The sequence below is a fragment of the Thermoanaerobaculia bacterium genome (assembly GCA_018057705.1).
Classification (GTDB): Bacteria; Acidobacteriota; Thermoanaerobaculia; order Multivoradales; family JAGPDF01; genus JAGPDF01.
On sequence record JAGPDF010000002.1, the window covers coordinates 39,298 to 58,623 of the forward strand.

A 19,326-nucleotide genomic window follows, 5' to 3' on the forward strand; every position below is an offset into this window, starting at 1 on the left:
TGCGGGTCGCCGAGAATACCGCCTCCACCTCGATGTCCGGGGCCGCGCCCGGAAGATCATGGCTGAACGGTGCCGCCCGGGTTCGACGCGCGGAGTCGCTGGGCTGCCGCGAGCTCCCTGGCCGCGCCGGCCTCGTCGCCGATCTCCGCCAGCGCCAAACTGAGGTTCTGGTGGGCCTTGGCATTCGTGGGCGCCAGTCGAATGGCCTCCCGCAGCAGCTCGATCCCCTCGGTCATCCGCCCTGCGCGGAGCATCGCGAGCGCGAGGTTGTTGTGCGCCGGCGACGAGCTGCGATCGAGCGTCAGGGTCTCCCTGAAAACACCGATGGCATCCTCATGCCGGCCGAGCGCGAGCAGCCCCTGCCCCAGGCTGTTGCGAAGCGCGACCGCGCTCGGCGCGGCCGCGACCGCCGCCGTGAGCTCGCGCACCGCTTCCTCCTTGCGTCCGAGCTCGAGCAGGCAGTTGCCCAGGCTCCCGCGGGTGTAGGCGTCCGCCGGCTGCAAGCGCAGCGCAGTCTCGAGGGACTCGATGGCGGCTGCGTACTCCCGACGCTCGCCGAGCCGCACCCCGAGCGCGGCGTGGGCAGGCGCGTACTCGGGCCCGCGGGCGATCGCTTCGTGGTAGTGGCGCATCGCCTCACCGCTGCGACCCGCCTCGTGCAGCGCGTTGGCGAGGTTCAACTGTGCGATGGGGCTCTCCGGCTCGCCCGTGACCGTCGCGCGCCACAGCGTCACCGAATCCCGCCAGATCTGCTGTTGATTCCACGTCAGGACTGCTGAGGTACCCAGTGCGATCGCGATCCCCCCCGCGGCGAGGAGTCGAGAGCGGCGGCCACCCGCGGACACCTCGCCGATCAGGCAGACGGCCGCGAGGGCAAGGCCCAGAGTCGGAAGGTAGGTGTAGCGATCCGCGGAGCGCTGGACACCGACCTGCACCAGGCCGAGGACCGGAACGAGAAGGCCGGCGAAAGCGAGACCACCGACGGCGAGGTACGGGCGCTTGCGCCACTGCCAGACGGCGACGGCTGCCAGTCCGAGCAGGACAGCGACGGCCGAGGCGAGGGCCGCGCCGGAGGCGCCGTGCGGCAGATAGTGCGGATGGGTGTAGAGCGGCAGCAGCGTTCCGGGTGCCGGCCAGAGAGTCTTGGCGAGGTAGGCAGCGAGAGCCACCGGGGCGGCAGCGAGACGCTCGCCAACGCCGATGAGGTCGAGAGCCCGGACCGCTTCACCGCGCGCCTGCGCCACGTAAGTGACCACGGACGACGCGGCGGCGAGCAGGAGAAGCGGAAGCTTCTCCAGCAGGACCCGGTGATCGGGACGCGGCCACCGTAGGCGCTCGAACGGCCATACGTCGAGCAGGAGCAGCAGGAAGGGCAGCGTGACCGCCATCGGCTTCGAGAGCAGTGCCAGAGTGAAGGCCAAGGCCACCGCGAGAAGGCTCCCGCGCGCCGGCCGGCGCGCATGGCGTTCATAGGCGAGCAGCGCGAGAAGGACGAAGAAGGAGCACAGCAGGTCCTTGCGCTCCGAGATCCAGGCGACGTTCTCGACTCGCAGTGGGTGCAGCGCGAAGAGCGCGGCGGCTGCGGCGCTCGGCCAGAAGAGGCTGCTGAGGCGATGCAGGAGGAGGAGCAGGAGCAGCCCGTTCGCAGCATGCAGCAGGACGCTCGTCCGGTGGTGGCCGCGAGGCTCCAGCCCATAGAGCTCGCGATCGAGGGCGTGCGACATCCAGGTCAAGGGGTGCCAGTTGGCGGCGTCGAACGTGGTGAAGGCCCAGACGAGGGTCGAGGTGTCGAGGTTGCCGACGTGCGGGTTGCGCACGACGTAGATCCCGTCGTCCCAGTCGACGAAACCGTTGTCCAGAACGGGCAGGTAGACCCCCAGGATGGTGAGCGCCAGGAGGCCGTAGACGACGCTTCGAGCTGCCCGTGGAGGTGCGGGCGGCGCGGATCTCTGGCTGCTGGGCGGCTGGCGCGATGCCATCAGCGGGGGGCGTCGAGAATCACCAGGCCGAGCTCGTCGAGGTAGTCCGCGCGCAGGTCGCGCCCGATGACCGGCGCCCGGCTGACGAGGAACTGCTCCATCACTTCGGCGCGCAGGGTCGCGAAATCGGCATCGGAGGCCGGCTCGACCGCCTCGACGCGCGCCACGAGATAGGCGATCGGTTCGTCGCGGAGGCGCCGGTCGTCATAAGCCTCGACCAGGAGGGGCGCGCTCACCAGCCCGACCGGCAGCGCGAAGAGGGCCCCCGGCAGCCGGGGGCCGGCCCAGAGCGCGAGCTCGCGCTCCTCGACCCAGCCAAGGTCGCCATCCTCGAAGCGACTCGGGTCGTGCGACAGACGGCGCGCCTCGAGGGCGAGGTCGGCCTCTCCAGCCCGCACCCTTCGCGCCACGAGATCGAGGTCGTCGAACAGGGCGTTCGCGGCGGCGGGCACTGCGATCGGCACGAGGAGTCCCCGCAGTCGCCGGCGTTCGGGGCGCTCGAAAAGCGCCTTCTCGCGGACGAAGTACGCCGCCAGCTCCTCCTCCGGGAGATTCGCAGCGAGCTCGGCGAGGCGACGTTTCCGGGCCGAAACGAAGAGCGCCGCCTGGCGGGCGCGCTCGAGCCGGGCTGCCGGGCCGGGCTCGCTGGCCAGGCCTTCGCGGCGCGCCGCGTGCAGCAGCAGCGCCCGCCCGACGTCCGCCTCGAGGAGCGAGCGCAGGCTCGTCGTTCGGCGCTCGATGAAGGCCAGCGACCGCCAGCGCGCCTGGATCTCGCCGAGCCGGATAGCGCGCCCGGCGAGAGCAAAGAGCAGATCGTCCGGAGCGGCGCCGGGCTGCTCGAGGCGTTCGGGATGGAAGTCGGCGCCCGAGCCCAGCAGGAGGTCGTCGAAGGCGTGGCGGATCGCGGCGGCGACCGCGCGCTGCTCGAGATCGGCGCGCACCGCGGCCGCGAGCGCCGTGGTGTCGGGAGGGGGCGGCGCCGGCAGCCGTTCCTCGAGACGGAAAAGATGCAGGCCCGTCGAGGTGACCAGAACCTCCGACACCTCGCCGACCTCGAGGAGCGCGAGCGGACCGGAGAGTGCAGGTTCGAGGTCCGGGAGGGCGAGCGGCGCGACGAGACCGTCGAAGACAGCGGTCTGGGAGTCGGACCGCTGCCGGGCCAGGAGGCGGAAGTCGCCACCCGCCAGGACCTCGCCGCGGATCGCGCGCATCTCCTCTGCGATGCTCCGACGCTCCTCGGCGCTGGCATGCGCCGGCGTGCGCTTGAAGATCTGCCTCAGACGCAGACGTTCGGCTCCGGGCCTCGCTGCGAGATGGGCCGCGACGGCGGCGGTGACCTCCGCCTCCGAGACCGCCACCGAGGCCCGCGCCGCCACCTCCAATCGTGCCCGCCTCTCGCCGGCGAGAATCTCCTCCTCCCTGAGGGCCAGGTCGACGCGCAGCGCACTCGCCTCCGCCGGCGGGAGGAGCAGCGCCTCGGCCTCGGTGGCCCTCACGACCAGAAGGTCCTCGATCTGCCGCCGCCGGACGGCGGGAGAGGGCACCGACACCTCGAGACCGAGCTCGCGCAGGAACCGGTCGAGCTCGGTGGCCGTGACGTCGCCGAGGCGCGAATGGGCCACGACGCGCCCGCCGGGGGACAGTGTCGCGCAACCGGTCGCAAGCGAACCGAGCAGCAGGGTCAGGCAGATCAGCGGGAGTCGGGATCTCATGGCAAGTGGCATACCAGGCCGGAACGAAAACGGGCAGCCTCCTCGCGGAGACCGCCCGTCGCGGGAAGTCGTACTTCGTTCCGGTTCAGTCGACGCCGAACGACAGCAGCTCGACCGGCGTCACGGTGCCCGTCGCGCGGACGAGCCAGTTGCCCGCCAACCCGAAGCTGTCGATCGTGCCGAAGAGGCCGGTCGAGGGCACGACGGGCGGCACCGGCGGAGTGCCCGTGGCGGTCGCCGCGACCCAGGAGCGGCCAGCGGTCGCGGTCTGGTCGATCGCAGCCGGGAAGGTCGATGGGCTGACCCCGGTCGAGATCCAGCGGTCGACGACGCCGACCAGCAGGTTGAGAGCCGCCGGGAGTCCGGGTGGCGTCGTCAGGTTGTAGGCGTCGAAGGTCGTCCCGACCTGGGCGATCGTGTCGTTCTCCGTGTAGACGTGCACGGCGCCGTTCGCGGGATTGGCGTCGTTGTCGGAGTAGATCTCGATCGAAATGGCGTTGCCGACTTGCGGTGGACCGGTCGTCGCCGGATCCCAGAAGATCCGCACCTGGTCGATCTGCAGGGGCAGATCGGCAGGAGCGATGTCGAAGCGGTTGAACCACATGAACTGCGTGGCGGTGCCGGTGGCGGTGGCGTTCAAGCCGATGTTGTTCTCGTTCGTGCCGTCGTCGACCTGGTAGTCGACCGGGCTGCCCTCGGGGGCGTTGGCATTCGAAGGCCCGCCCATACCGGGCACGGCGGAGAAGGTCTCGCCAGCGGCGAGAGCCGTCCCGGTGACCGCGAACGAAAGCGCGCCCAGGCAAAACAAGGTCCGGAAAATAGGCTTCATGGGGTCCCCCCTCGGTTGATGGAATGCTGACCGGAGCATTCTCATCCCTGCAGCTCGAACCGTCAAGCCGGCCTTGGCGGCGCCTGCGACGCCTGCCGAACGCCTCCAATCGCCGGCGCCGACGCTCATCCCGACCCCGCGGGCTCGAGCGCAAACGCCAGGTGGTGCGCCAGAAGTCCGCCGACCGGATCGAGGAGATCGACTCGAGAATCCATGGAACCGGAGCTGGACGCTTCAGTCTGTCGCGCAGAACCGGTCGGCGCCCGACCCGGAAAGGTGGGGGTTCTCGCGGCCGTCTCCCTACAATGGAAGGCGACGGAGTCCTCCCGGGTTTTCACAACCCCTTCTCCAGCCACCTCAGCCCCGGGGGTCTCCTCGAGGGGACTGCATGGCGAAGACAGCTCCGAAGGCCGTTGCAACCGTCTGCGCGCGCTTCGGCCACGATCGCAAGCGACTCCTGGACATCCTGCATGCCGTCCAGAGTGAACTGGGGCAGATCGACGCTGCGACGGTCGACGCGCTCGCCGCCGAGCTCGCGATGCCCCGGGTCGACGTAGCCGGCGTCGTCTCGTTCTATTCCTTCTTCACCGACAAACCCCGCGGTCGCGTCGTCATCCGGCTGTGCAACGACGTGCCCGACCGCATGCTGGGCGCCGACCGCGTCGGCGAGGGGCTGGAGGAGGAGCTCGGTATCCGCTTCGGCGAGACGACTGCTGACGGCCTGTTCCGCCTGGAGCACACCTCCTGTATCGGCATGTCGGACCAGGCGCCGGCCGCGCTGTTCAACGACGTCGTGATCCCCAACCTCGGCCCCGGCGCCGCGCGGCGGCTGGTGCGCAAGATCCGCCAGGAGGGTGGAGAGACCGTCGCGCTCGACCTCGGACGCCTGCTGGTGAGTGAGTATGGTGACGGCGAGAACGCTCACGATCTGGTGCGCTCGCCGGTCAAGAACAACCTGCGCCGGTCGGGTGAGGTGATCTTCGCCGAGCGCGCCGGCGACGCCGGCCTCGAGAAGGCGCTCGCGATGAGTCCGGCCGAGGTGATCCGACAGGTGAAGACCGCCCGGTTGCGTGGCCGCGGTGGCGCCGGCTTCCCGACCGGTCTGAAATGGGAGTTCACGCGCGCCGCGGCGGCGGACGAGCGCTACCTCATCTGCAACGCCGACGAGGGCGAGCCGGGGACCTTCAAGGATCGCGTCATCCTGACCGAACGCCCCGACCTGCTCTTCGAGGGCATGACCATCGCCGGCTATGCCATTGGCGCGCGCGAGGGGATTCTCTACCTGCGCGGCGAGTACGCCTACCTGCGCGACTATCTGGAGGACGTTCTCGCGCGCCGGCGTGCCGCGGCGCGACTGGGGGCGGGCATCTGCGGCAAGGCCGGCTTCGACTTCGACATCCGGATTCAAATGGGTGCCGGTGCCTACATCTGCGGCGAGGAGAGCGCTCTCATCTCCTCCTGCGAGGGGCTGCGGGGGGATCCGAAGAACCGGCCGCCTTTCCCGGCCCAACGGGGTTACCTCGGCAGGCCGACCTCGGTCAACAACGTCGAAACTCTCTGCTGCGTGCCGCGAATTCTCGAACGGGGCGCCGGTTGGTTCGCCGCGATCGGTTCGAGCAAGAGCACGGGAACCAAGCTGTTGAGCATCTCGGGTGACTGCATGCGGCGCGGCGTCTACGAGGTGCCTCTCGGCACGCCGCTTTCGGCGGTGCTCGAGCTGTGCGGTGCCGGGGAGCCGATCGCGGTGCAGGTCGGCGGCCCCAGCGGCCAGATGGTGAGCCGGGCCGATTTCGGGCGCGAGATCTGTTTCGACGACCTGGCGACCGGCGGCGCGCTGGTCGTCTTCGACGCCACGCGGGATCCTCTCGAGATCGCCTCGCAGTACCTCGAGTTCTTCGTTCACGAGAGCTGCGGCTATTGCACGCCCTGCCGGGTCGGCAACGTCCTGCTCAAGGAGCGCCTCGACCGCATCTCGGTCGGCCGCGGCGAGGCGGGCGACCTCGACTACCTGCGGTCGCTGGCCGAGACCGTCAAGACCACGAGCCGCTGTGGCCTCGGCCAGAGCTCGCCCAATCCCGTTCTCTCGACGCTGCGCAGCTTTCTGCCGCTCTACCAAGCGCGGCTCGTGACGCCGGAGAACGGCCGCCAGGCGGCCTTCGATCTCGCCGCGCGCCTCGCCGAGGCCGGGGCGCTCGCCGGGCGCCAGGCGGTCGATCTCGAGTCCGGAGGGGAGCCGCGATGAGTCGCCCGCCGAGTACCCAGATGAGTGCGCAGACGAGTGCCCCGACGAGTGCCCCGACGATCAGCCTGACGGTCGATGGCCGCAGGATCGCGGCGTTGCCGGGGCAGACGATCCTCGAGGCGGCCGACGCGGCCGGCGTCTACATCCCGCGGCTCTGCTGGATGAAGGACCTGTCGCCTTTCGGCAGCTGCCGCATCTGCACGGTGCGGGTCAACGGCCGCGCCCAGGCGGCCTGCACCCAGCCGGCGGCACAGGGCATGGTCGTCGAGAACGACACCGAAGAGTTGCGTGCGCTGCGGCGCGATCTCGTCGACATGCTCTTCGTGGAGGGCAATCACTTCTGCATGATCTGCGCGAAGAGCGGCAACTGCGAGCTGCAGGCCGTGGCGTATCGCTTCGGCATCGCCGCGCCCCGGTTCCCCTTCGCCTTCCCGCTGCGCGAGCGCGACGCCTCGCATCCGGAGATCCTGCTCGATCGCGACCGCTGCATCCTCTGCGCCCGGTGCGTCCGCGCTTCGCGCGAGCTCGACGGCAAGGCGGTTTTCGGCTTCGAAGGTCGTGGCGCCGAGCGGCACCTCGCCGTGAACTCCGTCGAGGGCCTTGGCGGGACCGACGCCGAAATCACGGACCGCGCCGTTGCCGCCTGCCCGACCGGGACGCTCATGGCGAAGCGGGTCGGCTTCGCAGTGCCCGTGGGACGACGGCGCTTCGACCATCTCGCGATCGGTGCGGAGATCGAGTCGCCGGCGCCGGGTAGAGGGGGCGAATGATGGCGAAACCCAGGGTCGCGACGGTGTCGCTCTGTGGCTGCTTCGGTTGCCACATGTCGCTGCTCGATCTCGACGAACGCATCCTGCAGCTGGTCGAGCTCGTGGACTTCGATCGCTCGCCGGTGAACGACATCAAGGAGATCGCCGGGCCGGTGGCGGTCGGACTGATCGAGGGCGGCTGCTGCAACGCGGAGAACGTCCGGGTCCTGCGGGAGTTCCGCAGACAGTGCCGGATTCTGGTGTCGGTCGGCGACTGCGCGATCGACGGCGGCGTGCCGGCGTTGCGCAACATGGTGCCGCTGGCGGAGTGCCTGCGCGAAGCCTACGTCTGCGGGCCCAGCGTCGACAATCCGGGCGGCCTCATTCCGGGCGACCTCGAGCTCCCGCTGCTTCTCGACAGGGTCGTTCCCGCCCATGAAGTGGTCAAGATCGACCACTTCCTGCCGGGCTGCCCACCCTCCGCCGACGCGCTCTGGACGGCGCTCACGGCGCTCCTCGCGGGCAGGTCTCCCGAGCTGCCTTACGAGCAGGTCAAGTACGACTGAGGTGAAGGGGAGCTCCATGGTCAGTCCGAGCAGCAGGCGCATCGTGATCGAGCCGCTCACCCGCGTCGAGGGACACGGCAAGGTCACCATCCTCCTCGACGAGAGCCATCGCGTGCAGAGCGCCCGGCTGCACATCGTCGAGTTTCGTGGTTTCGAGCGCTTCATCCAGGGACGCCCGTTCTGGGAGCTCCCGGTGCTGGTGCAGCGCCTGTGCGGAATCTGTCCGGTGAGCCATCACCTCTGCGCGGCGAAGGCGGTGGACGGCATCCTCGGCATCGACCAACTGACTCCGGCCGGCGAGAAGATGCGCCGCCTGATGCACTACGGCCAGATCTTCCAGTCCCATGCCCTGCACTTCTTCTATCTCGCGGCGCCCGACCTGCTGTTCGGTTTCGACGCGCCGGTCGCGAAACGCAACATCGTCGGCGTCATCCAGGAGCACCCCGGTCTCGCTCTCCAGGGCGTGAAGATGCGCCAGTTCGGTCAGGAGGTCATTCGGGCCACGGCAGGAAAGAAGATCCACGGCACCGGTGCAATCCCCGGAGGCATCAACAAGAGCCTGTCGCTGCCGGAGCGCGACTCTCTGCTCGCCGACCTCGACCCGATGCTGGCCTGGAGCCGCGAGGCCGTCGCGCTGGCGCGCGACTACACGCTGCGCAACTTCGAGGAGCTCGCAGGCTTCGGCTCCTTCGACTCGAATCACGTCGCGCTGGTGCGCGCCGATGGCGCGATGGATCTCTACGACGGGAAGCTCTCGGCGGTCGATCGCCAAGGCGCGACGATTCTCGATCAGGTCGATCCACAGGATTACCTCACGGTCGTGGCCGAGGAGGTTCGTCCCTGGTCGTACATGAAGTTCCCCTACCTGAAGCAGCTCGGTGCCGCCGAGGGCTGGTTCCGGGTGGGACCGCTGGCGCGGCTCAATGTCTGCAGCTTCATCGGGACACCGGAGGCCGAGGCGGCGCGGAGCGAGTTCTTCGCCGCGGTCGGCGGCCGGCCGTGCCACATGACGATGGCCTATCACTGGGCTCGGATGATCGAGCTGCTGCACGCGGCGGAGGTCATCGCCGGGCTCCTTCACGACGCAGATCTGCAGAGCGACGATCGGGTCGCCCCGGCCGGTGCGCGCCGAAGCGAATACGTGGCCATGCTCGAGGCGCCCCGCGGCGCGCTCACGCACCATTACAAGGTCGACGAGAACGACCTGGTGACGATGGCGAACCTCATCGTGTCGACGACCTGTAACAACGAGGCGATGAACCAGGCCGTGGGCCGGATCGCCGAGCAGCAGCTCGCGGGCCGGGCGGAGATCAGCGAGGGGCTTCTGAACAGCATCGAGGTGGGCATTCGAGCCTACGATCCGTGTCTGTCGTGCGCGACCCACGCGATCGGACAGATGCCGCTCGAAGTCACCCTGGTGGATGGCGATGGGTCGGTGCTCGACCGGCGGGCGAGGCCGTCGTGAGCGCGCCGCCGACTCTCGTTCTCGCCTGGGGAAATCCCGGCCGGCGCGACGACGGTCTCGGCCCGGCGTTCGCGGCGGCCATTGCGGCGCGGCGTCTGCCGCAGGTACAGGTGGAGTCCGGCTACCAACTCCAGATCGAGGATGCCGCGCAGCTGGCCGGCTGCGGACGGGTGTTCTTCGTCGACGCCGAGCGCTGCGGCAGCGCCCCGTTCCGGCTCCGGCGGATCGAGCCCGAGGCCGGCGGCATCGGATTCACCAGCCACAGCGTCTCGCCGGGGCGCCTGCTGGCGCTCGGCCGCGATCTCTTCGGCGCCTGTCCGGAGGCCTGGCTGATGGGCATCCGCGGCTACGACTTCGACGATTTCGGCGAGGAGCTCACGACGGCCGCGCGAGCGAACCTCGAAGCCGCGATCGCCGCGGCGGCGGGCGCCCTGGCGCGCGGGGACGGGGGCGGAGGGTCGCGGTGCGCCGCCATGCCGGCGGCGGAACGACGAGGCGAACCATGACAGTAGAGCCAGCGGTGATTCTCTGCGTCGATGACGACCCGGACATCCTGTCCTTCCTGCGCACGGTGCTCGAGGGCGCGGGCTATGCCTTCGTCGGCGCGGCAAGTGCCGAGGCCGGGTTGCGCGCCTGGCGCGAGCGGGCGCCGAATGCGGTGATCGTGGACCTCATGATGGAGGAGGTCGACTCGGGGGTCAGCCTGACGCGCGAGCTGCGCGCTCTGGGCTGCCGGGCGCCGATCTTCCTGCTGAGCTCGGTCGGCGACAGTCTGAATCTGATCACCGAAGCGGCGCTGCTCGGGTTGGCCGGCGTCTTTCAGAAACCGCTCGCTCGCCAGCACCTTCTCGCGGTGCTCGCCGCCGCCCTCGCCGAAGCACCCGTCGACTGAGCGTCGCTCAGCCGACGGCAATCTCCGGCGTCACGGGTCGCACAGGTGCCGGTCGCGCGGGCACGCGGCTCCGGCGCACCGGCAGGTCGATGGTCACGCTGGTGCCGCGCCCTTCGGCGCTGTCGACGCGGATCCGCCCATGGTGGCGCTCGACGGTCTGCTTGACGAGGGCGAGCCCGAGGCCGGTTCCCGCGGGCGAGTGCTGCTTGGCGTTGGCGGCACGAAAGAACTCCTGAAACAGCCGCCCCTGCTCGCGCTCGGGGATGCCGATGCCGGTGTCGCGCACGCGGATCCGTACCTCGCCCGGTTCGCCGCGCTCGAACCGTACCCGGACCTCGCCGCCCGGGAGGGTGTACTTGAGGGCGTTCGAGACCAGGTTCTGAAGCATCTCCTCGAGCAGGTCGACACCGCTCGCCACCGGGGGAAGGCCGGGCTCGACGGTGACTTCGAACTGCAGGCCCCTCCGCGCGGCCTCGTCGCGGAAGGTGCGCTCGGTTTGATCGGCGAGCAGGGCAAGGTCGACGACCACGTCGGGAATCTCCCGGCTGACGTCGCGGGTCCTGGCGATGGTGAGCAGTTGGCCGATGGCGCGGTCGAGAGCCTGAAGCCGCTCTTCGACGCGGCGCAGGTGGTCCGCCTGCGTTTCGTTCACCGGGCCGAGGACTCCGCCGGCGACGAGGTCGAGCATCGAGAGGCCCGCCGCGAGAGGGGCGCGCAGGTTGTGGGCCACCTTGAGCATGAACTGGGTTCGCTCGGCCATCAGATGCTCGATCGCCTCGTTGGCCTGAGCGTCCTCGATGGCGAGCGCCACCAGGTCGGCGGCGAGGCGCAGGAACTCGCAGTCGCGGTCGCTGAACCGGTCGGCCGTCGGCGCGTAGATGCCGAGGGTCCCGATCACCCGCGATTCGACCTTGAGCGGCGCCAGCACCGCCGAGCGGAAGCCGAGCGGGGCGAGCTCGCTCTTGTGCTGCTGGGCGGGATCGCCGCCGATGCGGCCGTGCACGAGCGTCTCGCCTTCGAGGATGCGCCGGTTGAGCGGGCTCTGATCGACCCGGATGACGGTTTTCGCGACCAGCTCGCGAGGCAGCCCGTGCGCCGCCACGTAGCGCAGGGTCTTGCCGTCTTCGGAGAGGAGCTTGACCGCGGCTGCCGGGACGTCGGTCACCCTGGCGAGATCGCGGACAACGGCTTCCAGCTTGGGCGCGAGATGACGCTCGGCGCCGATCGCGCGCACCATCGCATAGAGGCTGTTGAGCCGGGTATTGAGGTCGGCGAGCTCGGTGGAGGCGGCGCCGAGCTCGTCGACGCGGCCACGGAGCTGCCGCATGATGCGGGAGACCATCGTCGCGGTGAGAAAGAGCGTGGCCGTGAGCACGAGCAGATGGACGGTCGCCTGAGCCGGGCGGTCGAGCTGGAGGAGCGGCTGGCCGCGCAAGCCGATCCCCTGGCTGGGGAGCCAGCCCGCGACGTCGAGCCCGTGGATCGCCCAGAGTCCGGCCGCCGCCAGCGCCGCGAAGAGATGCGCCGTGCCGGGAGAGAATTGCACCGCGCCGACGATGACGTGGAAGAGCAGGAACAGCGCGAGCGGGCTCGCGGCGCCGCCGGTCAGATGAACGAGAAGGAGCATCGCCGCATAGTCGGCCAGAACCTCGCACACCACCACCCGGCGCTCGAAGCGCGGATCGGCGGCGAGCGCCTGCGCCCAATGGGCATAGACCCAGGCGAAGAGCGCGTTGTAGGCGAGGCTGGCGGCAGCGATGAGCAGAATCGGGGTGGCGCGCAGCTCGAATCCGAACGCCCTGGCGATCCCGACGCCCACCGCCATCAGCGGACCGACCGCCCAGCGCAGGCGGATCTGCCAGAGCGCGCGCCGGCCCCAGAGCTGCGGCAGCGCGCGCGCGACTTCGCTCTCCGCCTGTCGGCCGGTGGCTGGGGGCTGGGCGGTCACGGTCCGGCTCTGGAGATTCGGGGCTGCATGGCGGACGGGATCCTCCGCACGCGGGTCGATCTCGCCACTGGATTCGTGGCCACGGTTTCATGGTGCACGAGATCGCCAGCGGCCGCAATACCCGATTCGGGCGGGCGCGGGAGGCGCCGGAGCGGTGAGGTGCACCCGTCCGTCGTCGGCTCGAGAGTCTCGGGGGTGTGCTAGGTTCGCACGCGGAGACCCCGCCATGGACCCGTTTGCCTGCCGTCGCTGCGCGCGGCTCGCTGTGCTCGTGCTGCTCGTCGCCCACCCGACCCGCGCGGGCGTCGATCCGATCCTCGTCGACGACTTCGAGTCCGGCGACTCCTGCCTCTGGGGAGTCGGTCCCGAGACCTGTCCCGGCTTCGCGGTCACGACACCCCCCCTCCTGGTACAGCCCGGGGAGGAGGCCGTGTTCTGCTACTACTTCCACACGGGCAACCCGGCAATCCAGGGCGTGCGTCGCATCGTTTCGTCGATGGAAGACAAGACCCGCTACCTCTCGCTGCTCACCACCCACGATGCGCTGGGCAATCCGGTGGACGTCCAGCCTCCCGGAACGCTCTCCACCGCGGGCTGCACCTGGTTCGGCCCCAATGAGAACTCGCGGCGGATCTACACCGCCCATGGCCTCGAGGAGGAGCTCCTGTTGCCGACCGATGACGGTGCGGGCGATCCGCTGGCGCTCGAGTTCCTCGCCGGCCAGCCGGCCGTTCTGGTCGCGCATGTTCTCAACGACACCGTCGATCCATTGACGACGGCGGTAACCCTCACCGCCTTCGCCCACGCGTCCGGGGTGGTCTACACCAAGACCGCCACCCTGACGACGGTCGACACCTTTCTCACGATCCCGACCGGTGGAGTGACCGTCACGACGGAGACTTGTCCGGTGCCGTCGGCGGTGAAGTTCTGGTGGTTCTCCACCCACACGCACGGCCTCGCGCAGCAGGCCGCGCTGCGCAACGGCGCCTCGGACCTGGTCGTCTCGACGAACTGGTTGGCGCCAGCGGTCACCGCTTTCGGCCCGCCGGACTTCTACGAGTTCGACCCGGGCGAGCCGATCACCTACCGCTGCGAGTACCTCAACAACTCCGGCCAGACGGTCGTCTTCGGTGAGAGCTATTTTGGCGACGAGAACTGCACCGGACTCGCCTACTTCTTTCCGGCGAACGCTCCGCGCACCTGCATCAACAGTACCCTGCTTCCCTAGACAGGAAGGCGCTCTTCAGCGGGCACCGGCGAGCTCTGCGCTCCCAGCCGGACTTTCGGCCGCCAGCAGAATCGCCGTCTCGAGGTCGCGCCAGATGTCGGCGGGGTCTTCGATGCCGACGGAGAGGCGCAGGAGCCCGGGGGTGATGCCCTCGGCGGCGAGCGCCGCCGGGTCGACCAGGCGGTGGGTGAGGCCCGCCGGGTGCTCGATCAGGGTGTCGGTCGAGCCGAGCGAGACCGCCGGTGTGGCGAGCTTCACGTTCTGCAGGATCCGCCGCGCCGCCGCCGCGCCACCCGCCACTTCGAAAGCGAGGATCGCACCGGGGCCGCTCATCTGGCGCCCCACGAGCCCCAGCGGGTCGCCTCCGGGAAGGCCCGGGTAGAGGACGCGCGTGACGCCGGGATGGGCGGCGAGCTTCCGGGCCACGAAGGCGGCACTCTCCTGCGCACGCCGCACCCGCAGCGGCAGGGTCGGGAGGCTCCGGTGCAGCAGATAGGCCGCCCAGGGGTGGAGGAGCGACCCGGTGAGGATGCGCACCTGGCGCAGTCCCGCCGCGGCCGGCTCGCTGCAGGCGACGACGCCGGCGATCACGTCGCCGTGCCCGGAGAGGAACTTGGTCGCGCTGTGAATGCTGTAGGTCGCGCCATGGGCGAGCGGCCGCTGCAGGACTGGCGTGGCGAAGGTCGAGTCGACGGCGACCGGCACCGTTCCAGCCTGGCGCACGACCGCCTCGATGTCGACCAGGGAGAGCGTCGGGTTGCCTGGAGTCTCGATGAGGACGAGAGCGGTGTCGGGGCGCAGGGCTCCTGTGACCTCGTGCCTACCGACGAAAGTCGCTTCGATGCCGAGGATGCCGGAGGCCACGAGGTGGTCGGTGCCGCCGTAGAGCGGGCGTACGGCGACGACATGCCGGCCCTGGGCGCAAGCGGCGAGCAGGACGGCGCTGATCGCCGCCATGCCGCTGCCGAAGGCCACCGCCTGTTCTGCCCCCTCGAGGAGGGCGAGACCCTCTTCGAAACGTGCCACGGTCGGATTGTGCAGGCGGCCGTAGATCGGCGTCGCCGCGGTGGCGGCCCCGGCGGCGAAGGCGTCGAGCGCTCCGGTCGCCTGGTCGAGATCCGGGAACGGATAGGTCGAGGAGAGGTCGATCGGCGGTGCATGCACTCCGAGCGCGGCGAAAGAGTCGCGCCCGGCGTGAGCGGCAAGGGTGTCGACAGATTCGCTCGAATGCCGCATAGAATTCGTCTCCATGAATGACTCACAGAGTAAACGGCGGCCCACAGCAAGTCCATCGAATCTTCTGCGGAAGACTGCGGATGCGGGCAAGCTCGACCGAATCGATCGCGAGATTCTGGCGGCGCTCGCGAACAATGCGCGGCTGTCGAACAAGGAACTGGCGGCGAAAGTGGGGCTCGCTCCGTCGTCGGCGCTCGAGCGCTTCCGCCGCCTGACCCGCGAGGGCTGGCTGCGGGGCTTCCATGCCGATGTCGATCCGCGGGCCTTCGGCCTCGGTCTCGAGGCGATGATCTCGGTCCGCCTGAAGCAACACTCGCGCGACCAGTTCGAGGCCTTCCGACTCTACGTACAGACCCTGCCGGAGGTCGTCGCGGCGTATCACATGGCGGGCGCCAACGACTTTCTGGTACATGTACGCGCACGCGACGCGGAGCACCTGCGGGACTTCGCGATCGACGCCTTCACGACCCGCCCGGAGATCGGGCACCTCGAAACCGCGCTGGTCTTCGAGCACCTGCGGGGCGGGGCGCCGATCTGGCCGGAGTGAGATCGGGGGGCGGTGCTATGTTGTGCCGGAGGTGGCCGATATGCCCTTGAGACCCCTGCAGTGGCTGCCGATCGTTCCTCTGCTGCTCGTCCTCCCCGGAGCGCCGCCTGCTGCGGCCGGCGGCATCCTGATCTTCGACGACGGCTTCGACACCGGCGACAGTTGCGCCTGGACTCTCGGACCGTCCTCCTGCCTGGGAGCGGGATTCCAGATCGACACTCCCGAAGTCCTCATCGGCCCGGGCGAAGAGATTACCTACTGCTACTACTTCGAGACCCCGAACGCGGAGCCGATCGGCGTCCATCGCTGGGCGCTCTCTCTGGGCTCGGTGACGCACGACGTGACGCTCTTCGCGACCTACGGTGCGGCGTGGGTGCCGGCCGTGCGGCAGGCGGCCGGCACGCTCTCCGCGGTCGATTGCGGCTTCGTCGACAGCGCCGTCACCAACACGACGGCGCTCTGGATGTATGCCGCGCACAGCTCCTTCGAGCAGCTGCTCCTGCCGGCCGACGACGGCGCCGGGACGCCGCTCGCCGTCGAGCTCGCCGCGGGTCAGCCGCTCTTTCTGCAGATGCACTTCAAGAACCCCACGGGGGTGCAGATCGCCAATACCGTTACGCTCGAGGCGGAGGCCTTCGAGGTCGGAACGGTCTACACGAAGACCGCGAGCTACCTCGCCTTCAACTTGTCCATCAATGTGCCGGCAACCACGAGCGGCAGCACCGCTTCCGGCACCTGCGCGACACCGCCGGGAGCGAAGTTCTGGATGCTCACCACCGAAACCCACCACTTCGCCACCGAGGCGACGATCCGCGACGGGGTCGCACCGCTCGTGGTGACCAGCGACTGGCAGAACCCGGCCCTTACGACCTTCTCCGGACCTTCGTTCTATACCTTCTCGCCCGCCGGCTTGACCTACGAGTGCACCTACGACAACGACACGGGCTCCACGGTCAACACCGGCAACGACCCGGTGCTGGACGAGAACTGCGCCGGTATCGGCTATTTCTTTCCGGCGACCCGACCGCTGCTCTGCCTGGATTCCACCGGCCCGCTCTAGCCCGACCTGTGCAAGAAGCTCCGTCCCGCAGCAGGAGTACTCATGCATAGGTCGGGCTAGGTCCAGATCGCTTTCCGAATCCGAAAAAGAAAAGGCCCCGGAATGGCTCCGGGGCCTTCGTTCATCTTGCGCCCGCCGCGCCCGCTGAGGTCGCGGCGGGGAACCTGCCGTGCTTCAGTGGCTGGTGACTTCCTTCTCGCCGCTGTGGATCCGCATGCCGTAGAAGCTCCGGTAGACGAAGAACAGCGCGACGGCGAGGAAGCCCGCGGCGAGGAACTGCGTCAGGGTGTGCTGCCCGGCAGCGGTCATCTCCACCGCGAGCTCGACGGCCAGGAGGCCGAAGAGGGTGGTGAACTTGATCACCGGGTTCATGGCCACCGACGAGGTGTCCTTGAACGGGTCGCCGACCGTGTCGCCGACGACCGTCGCGGCATGAAGCGGCGTGCCCTTCTCCTTGAGCTCCACTTCGACGATCTTCTTGGCGTTGTCCCAGGCGCCGCCGGCGTTGGCCATGAAGATCGCCTGATAGAGGCCGAAGATGGCGATCGAGATCAGGTAGCCGATGAAGAAGTAGGGCTCGAAGCAGGCGAACGACAGGGTACAGAAGAAGACCACCAGGAAGATGTTGAACATGCCCTTCTGCGCGTACTGGGTGCAGATCTCGACCACCTTCTTCGAGTCCGCGACCGAGGCCCGTCCGGCACCGGCATCGAGCTTGATGTTCTTCTTGATGAACTCGACCGCGCGGTAGGCGCCGGTCGAGACCGCCTGGATCGAAGCGCCCGTGAACCAGTAGATCACCGCGCCGCCGATCACCAACCCCAGCAGGAAGGGCGAATGCATGAGCGACAGCTTCTCCATGTCGACCGTGAGGCCCTTGGTCAGCATGACGATGATCGAGAAGATCATCGTCGTCGCACCGACCACCGCGGTGCCGATGAGCACCGGCTTTGCGGTCGCCTTGAAGGTGTTGCCGGCGCCGTCGTTGGCTTCGAGGAAGTCCTTGCCCTTCTCGAACTGCGGCTTGAAGCCGAAGTCCTTCTGCAGCTCGGCCTCGATGCCGGGGATGGCTTCGATCTGCGACAGCTCGTAGACCGACTGCGCGTTGTCGGTCACCGGGCCGTAGGAGTCGACGGCGATGGTCACCGGACCCATGCCGAGGAAGCCGAAGGCGACCAGGCCGAAGGCGAAGATCGCCGGCGCCAGCATCAGCACGCCCAAGCCCATGGTGGCGATCCAGGCCGCGATGCCCATCAGGCCGACGATGGTGAGGCCCATCCAGAAAGCCGAGAAGTTTCCAGCCACGAGTCCGGCGAGGATGTTGAGCGACGCGCCGCCCTCACGCGAGGCGATGACGACCTCCTTGACGTGCCCCGACTCGGTCGAGGTGAAGATCTTGACCAGCTCCGGGATGATCGCGCCGGCGAGGGTGCCGCAGGTGATGATCGTGGCGAGCTTCCACCACAGCGTGCTGTCACCGCCGAGCTCCGGAACGAGCGCCTTCGAAGCCACGTAGGTGACGATGACCGAAATGATCGAAGTCAGCCAGACGAGCGAGGTGAGCGGCGCCTCGAAGTTCATCTTGTCGGCGTTCTGGTACTTCGCCTTGGCGATCGCTTCGTTGATCCAGTAGGAGACGGCCGAGGTGCCGACCATCAGGATACGCATGACGAAGATCCAGACCAGGAGCTGCACCTGGACGACCGGATTCGCGACCGCGAGCAGGATGAAGGTGATGAGCGCGACACCGGTGACGCCGTAAGTCTCGAAGCCGTCCGCCGTCGGGCCGACCGAGTCGCCGGCGTTGTCGCCGGTGCAGTCGGCGATGACGCCGGGGTTCCTGACATCGTCTTCCTTGATGTTGAAGACGATCTTCATGAGGTCGGCGCCGATGTCGGCGATCTTGGTGAAGATGCCGCCGGCGATGCGCAAGGCGGCTGCTCCGAGAGATTCTCCGATAGCGAAGCCGATGAAGCACGGGCCGGCGAAGTCACCGGGGACGAAGAGCAGGATCGCCAGCATGATCACGAGCTCGGTCGAGATCAGGAGCATGCCGATCGACATTCCGGCCTTGAGCGGAATGGCGTAGGTCGGGAAGGGCTTGCCGCGCAGCGACGCGAAGGCCGAACGGGAGTTCGCGAAGGTATTGATCCGGATGCCGAACCAGGCGACGCCGTAGCTGCCGGCGATGCCGATCAGGCTGAAGGCGATGATGAGAGCGACCTGATTGAAGGCGAAGTGCCGCAGGTAGCCGAAGTAGACGACGATGATCGTGGCGATGAACGCCCACAGGATCATGATGAACTTGCCCTGGGTCTGGAGGTAGGTCTTGCACGTCTCGTAGATGAGCTCGGAGATCTCACGCATCGAGTTGTGCACCGGCATGTTCTTCAACTGCGTGTACATCACCAGGCCGAAGAGGAGGCCCAGCAGGCAGACGAAGAGGCCGAACAGCAGCAGGGTCGAGCCCGCGACGCCGAGGAACGAGACGCTCCCCAGATCAGGGAGCTTCAGCTCCGCCTCGCTGGCGTGGCCGGGAGTGGCGCCGAAAACGGCGACCAGGGCGAGGAGGGCGAGAACCACTCGGCCTCCGCGCGGGAAACGACGCATCCAGGAATGCATGACTCCTCCGTTCGAGACTGCCCCGGCCCCTTAAGGGGGCGGAGCTTGAGTTTGCGGGCGGTCTCGGGGCCGAGCCGCGCCAGCTGCAAAAAAATCCTTGGGATCGCACTGAAAGCTGCCCTGGCCGGAAAGAGGGCCAAGGCTTCGAAAGGGCCCGTCCATGGGCTTCGAACCGGAGAATTCTAGCCGAAAGCGGCAGGGCGAGGCGAGCGCCCCCGGGAGGGGGCGATTCGGCCCCGCCGGCCTTCGAC

General features: G+C 68.8%; 15 protein-coding genes. 9 read left to right on the plus strand and 6 right to left on the minus strand.

Features of this window, described 5'->3' with window-relative positions:
* Positions 1 to 56: 56 nt before the first annotated feature.
* From KBI44_00900 to KBI44_00910, 3 genes are all read right to left on the minus strand, one after another.
* Complete coding sequence (locus KBI44_00900) at positions 57 to 1,979, minus strand: tetratricopeptide repeat protein (protein MBP9143014.1); 1,923 nt, start codon at positions 1,977 to 1,979, stop codon at positions 57 to 59.
* On the minus strand, positions 1,979 to 3,691 hold the full coding sequence (locus tag KBI44_00905; protein MBP9143015.1) for a peptidylprolyl isomerase: 1,713 nt from the start codon (positions 3,689 to 3,691) through the stop codon (positions 1,979 to 1,981). Before KBI44_00905 ends, KBI44_00900 begins: the two co-directional genes overlap by 1 nt.
* An 85-nt stretch (positions 3,692 to 3,776) precedes the next feature.
* The gene (locus tag KBI44_00910; GenBank protein ID MBP9143016.1) at positions 3,777 to 4,520 is read right to left on the minus strand and encodes a hypothetical protein; all 744 of its coding nucleotides are present in this window, start codon (positions 4,518 to 4,520) and stop codon (positions 3,777 to 3,779) included.
* A 388-nt stretch (positions 4,521 to 4,908) separates the two neighbouring features.
* Between KBI44_00910 and KBI44_00915 the strand changes: the two genes are divergently transcribed.
* Genes KBI44_00915 through KBI44_00940 form a run of 6 tightly spaced genes read left to right on the plus strand, consistent with a single transcriptional unit; the run spans position 4,909 to position 10,434 of the window.
* A complete protein-coding gene (locus KBI44_00915) occupies positions 4,909 to 6,762 on the plus strand; it encodes an NAD(P)H-dependent oxidoreductase subunit E (GenBank protein ID MBP9143017.1) in 1,854 nt (617 codons plus the stop codon).
* Positions 6,763 to 6,782: 20 nt separating this feature from the next.
* Positions 6,783 to 7,532, plus strand: coding sequence for a (2Fe-2S)-binding protein (locus KBI44_00920; GenBank protein MBP9143018.1), 750 nt, complete (start codon positions 6,783 to 6,785; stop codon positions 7,530 to 7,532).
* Complete coding sequence (locus KBI44_00925; GenBank protein ID MBP9143019.1) at positions 7,529 to 8,077, plus strand: NADP oxidoreductase; 549 nt, start codon at positions 7,529 to 7,531, stop codon at positions 8,075 to 8,077. Before KBI44_00920 ends, KBI44_00925 begins: the two co-directional genes overlap by 4 nt.
* Positions 8,078 to 8,093: 16 nt before the next feature.
* Positions 8,094 to 9,542 (plus strand): Ni/Fe hydrogenase subunit alpha, encoded by a 1,449-nt coding sequence (locus tag KBI44_00930; protein MBP9143020.1) that lies wholly within the window; start codon positions 8,094 to 8,096, stop codon positions 9,540 to 9,542.
* Entirely contained in the window at positions 9,539 to 10,048 is a 510-nt protein-coding gene (locus KBI44_00935) for a hydrogenase maturation protease (protein MBP9143021.1), read from the plus strand. The genes KBI44_00930 and KBI44_00935 overlap by 4 nt, the downstream gene beginning before the upstream one ends.
* Positions 10,045 to 10,434, plus strand: a complete 390-nt coding sequence (locus KBI44_00940) for a response regulator (GenBank protein MBP9143022.1) — start codon at positions 10,045 to 10,047, stop codon at positions 10,432 to 10,434. Before KBI44_00935 ends, KBI44_00940 begins: the two co-directional genes overlap by 4 nt.
* A gap of 7 nt (positions 10,435 to 10,441) precedes the next feature.
* Here the strand turns inward: KBI44_00940 and KBI44_00945 are convergent, their stop codons facing one another.
* Positions 10,442 to 12,382 carry a GAF domain-containing sensor histidine kinase gene (locus KBI44_00945; GenBank protein ID MBP9143023.1) on the minus strand — a complete coding sequence of 647 codons (1,941 nt, stop codon included), beginning with the start codon at positions 12,380 to 12,382 and terminating at the stop codon, positions 10,442 to 10,444.
* Between the two features lie 226 nt (positions 12,383 to 12,608).
* Between KBI44_00945 and KBI44_00950 the strand changes: the two genes are divergently transcribed.
* A complete protein-coding gene (locus tag KBI44_00950) occupies positions 12,609 to 13,610 on the plus strand; it encodes a hypothetical protein (GenBank protein MBP9143024.1) in 1,002 nt (333 codons plus the stop codon).
* Between the two features lie 15 nt (positions 13,611 to 13,625).
* On the opposite strand, the gene KBI44_00955 is transcribed toward KBI44_00950, so the two are convergent.
* Positions 13,626 to 14,846, minus strand: coding sequence for an aminotransferase class I/II-fold pyridoxal phosphate-dependent enzyme (locus KBI44_00955; GenBank protein ID MBP9143025.1), 1,221 nt, complete (start codon positions 14,844 to 14,846; stop codon positions 13,626 to 13,628).
* 13 nt (positions 14,847 to 14,859) lie between these two features.
* On the opposite strand from KBI44_00955, the gene KBI44_00960 reads away from it, so the two are divergent.
* Together KBI44_00960 and KBI44_00965 are read left to right on the plus strand one after the other, a co-directional pair.
* Positions 14,860 to 15,393, plus strand: a complete 534-nt coding sequence (locus tag KBI44_00960; protein MBP9143026.1) for an Lrp/AsnC family transcriptional regulator — start codon at positions 14,860 to 14,862, stop codon at positions 15,391 to 15,393.
* A 40-nt stretch (positions 15,394 to 15,433) separates the two neighbouring features.
* Positions 15,434 to 16,453: a hypothetical protein gene (locus tag KBI44_00965; GenBank protein MBP9143027.1), complete on the plus strand. Its 1,020-nt coding sequence runs from the start codon at positions 15,434 to 15,436 to the stop codon at positions 16,451 to 16,453.
* Positions 16,454 to 16,627: 174 nt separating this feature from the next.
* Here the strand turns inward: KBI44_00965 and KBI44_00970 are convergent, their stop codons facing one another.
* Entirely contained in the window at positions 16,628 to 19,063 is a 2,436-nt protein-coding gene (locus KBI44_00970) for a sodium-translocating pyrophosphatase (protein MBP9143028.1), read from the minus strand.
* Positions 19,064 to 19,326: the final 263 nt, after the last annotated feature.

What these genes read in the sequence shown, in the direction of transcription:
- KBI44_00900 (MBP9143014.1), bottom strand. Translation starts at nt 1,979, where the DNA reads ATGGCATCGCGCCAGCCGCCCAGCAGCCAGAGATCCGCGCCGCCCGCA.
- KBI44_00905 (MBP9143015.1), bottom strand. Translation starts at nt 3,691, where the DNA reads ATGAGATCCCGACTCCCGCTGATCTGCCTGACCCTGCTGCTCGGTTCG.
- KBI44_00910 (MBP9143016.1), bottom strand. Translation starts at nt 4,520, where the DNA reads ATGAAGCCTATTTTCCGGACCTTGTTTTGCCTGGGCGCGCTTTCGTTC.
- KBI44_00915 (MBP9143017.1), top strand. Translation starts at nt 4,909, where the DNA reads ATGGCGAAGACAGCTCCGAAGGCCGTTGCAACCGTCTGCGCGCGCTTC.
- KBI44_00920 (MBP9143018.1), top strand. Translation starts at nt 6,783, where the DNA reads ATGAGTGCGCAGACGAGTGCCCCGACGAGTGCCCCGACGATCAGCCTG.
- KBI44_00925 (MBP9143019.1), top strand. Translation starts at nt 7,529, where the DNA reads ATGATGGCGAAACCCAGGGTCGCGACGGTGTCGCTCTGTGGCTGCTTC.
- KBI44_00930 (MBP9143020.1), top strand. Translation starts at nt 8,094, where the DNA reads ATGGTCAGTCCGAGCAGCAGGCGCATCGTGATCGAGCCGCTCACCCGC.
- KBI44_00940 (MBP9143022.1), top strand. Translation starts at nt 10,045, where the DNA reads ATGACAGTAGAGCCAGCGGTGATTCTCTGCGTCGATGACGACCCGGAC.
- KBI44_00950 (MBP9143024.1), top strand. Translation starts at nt 12,609, where the DNA reads ATGGACCCGTTTGCCTGCCGTCGCTGCGCGCGGCTCGCTGTGCTCGTG.
- KBI44_00955 (MBP9143025.1), bottom strand. Translation starts at nt 14,846, where the DNA reads ATGCGGCATTCGAGCGAATCTGTCGACACCCTTGCCGCTCACGCCGGG.
- KBI44_00960 (MBP9143026.1), top strand. Translation starts at nt 14,860, where the DNA reads ATGAATGACTCACAGAGTAAACGGCGGCCCACAGCAAGTCCATCGAAT.
- KBI44_00965 (MBP9143027.1), top strand. Translation starts at nt 15,434, where the DNA reads ATGCCCTTGAGACCCCTGCAGTGGCTGCCGATCGTTCCTCTGCTGCTC.
- KBI44_00970 (MBP9143028.1), bottom strand. Translation starts at nt 19,063, where the DNA reads ATGCGTCGTTTCCCGCGCGGAGGCCGAGTGGTTCTCGCCCTCCTCGCC.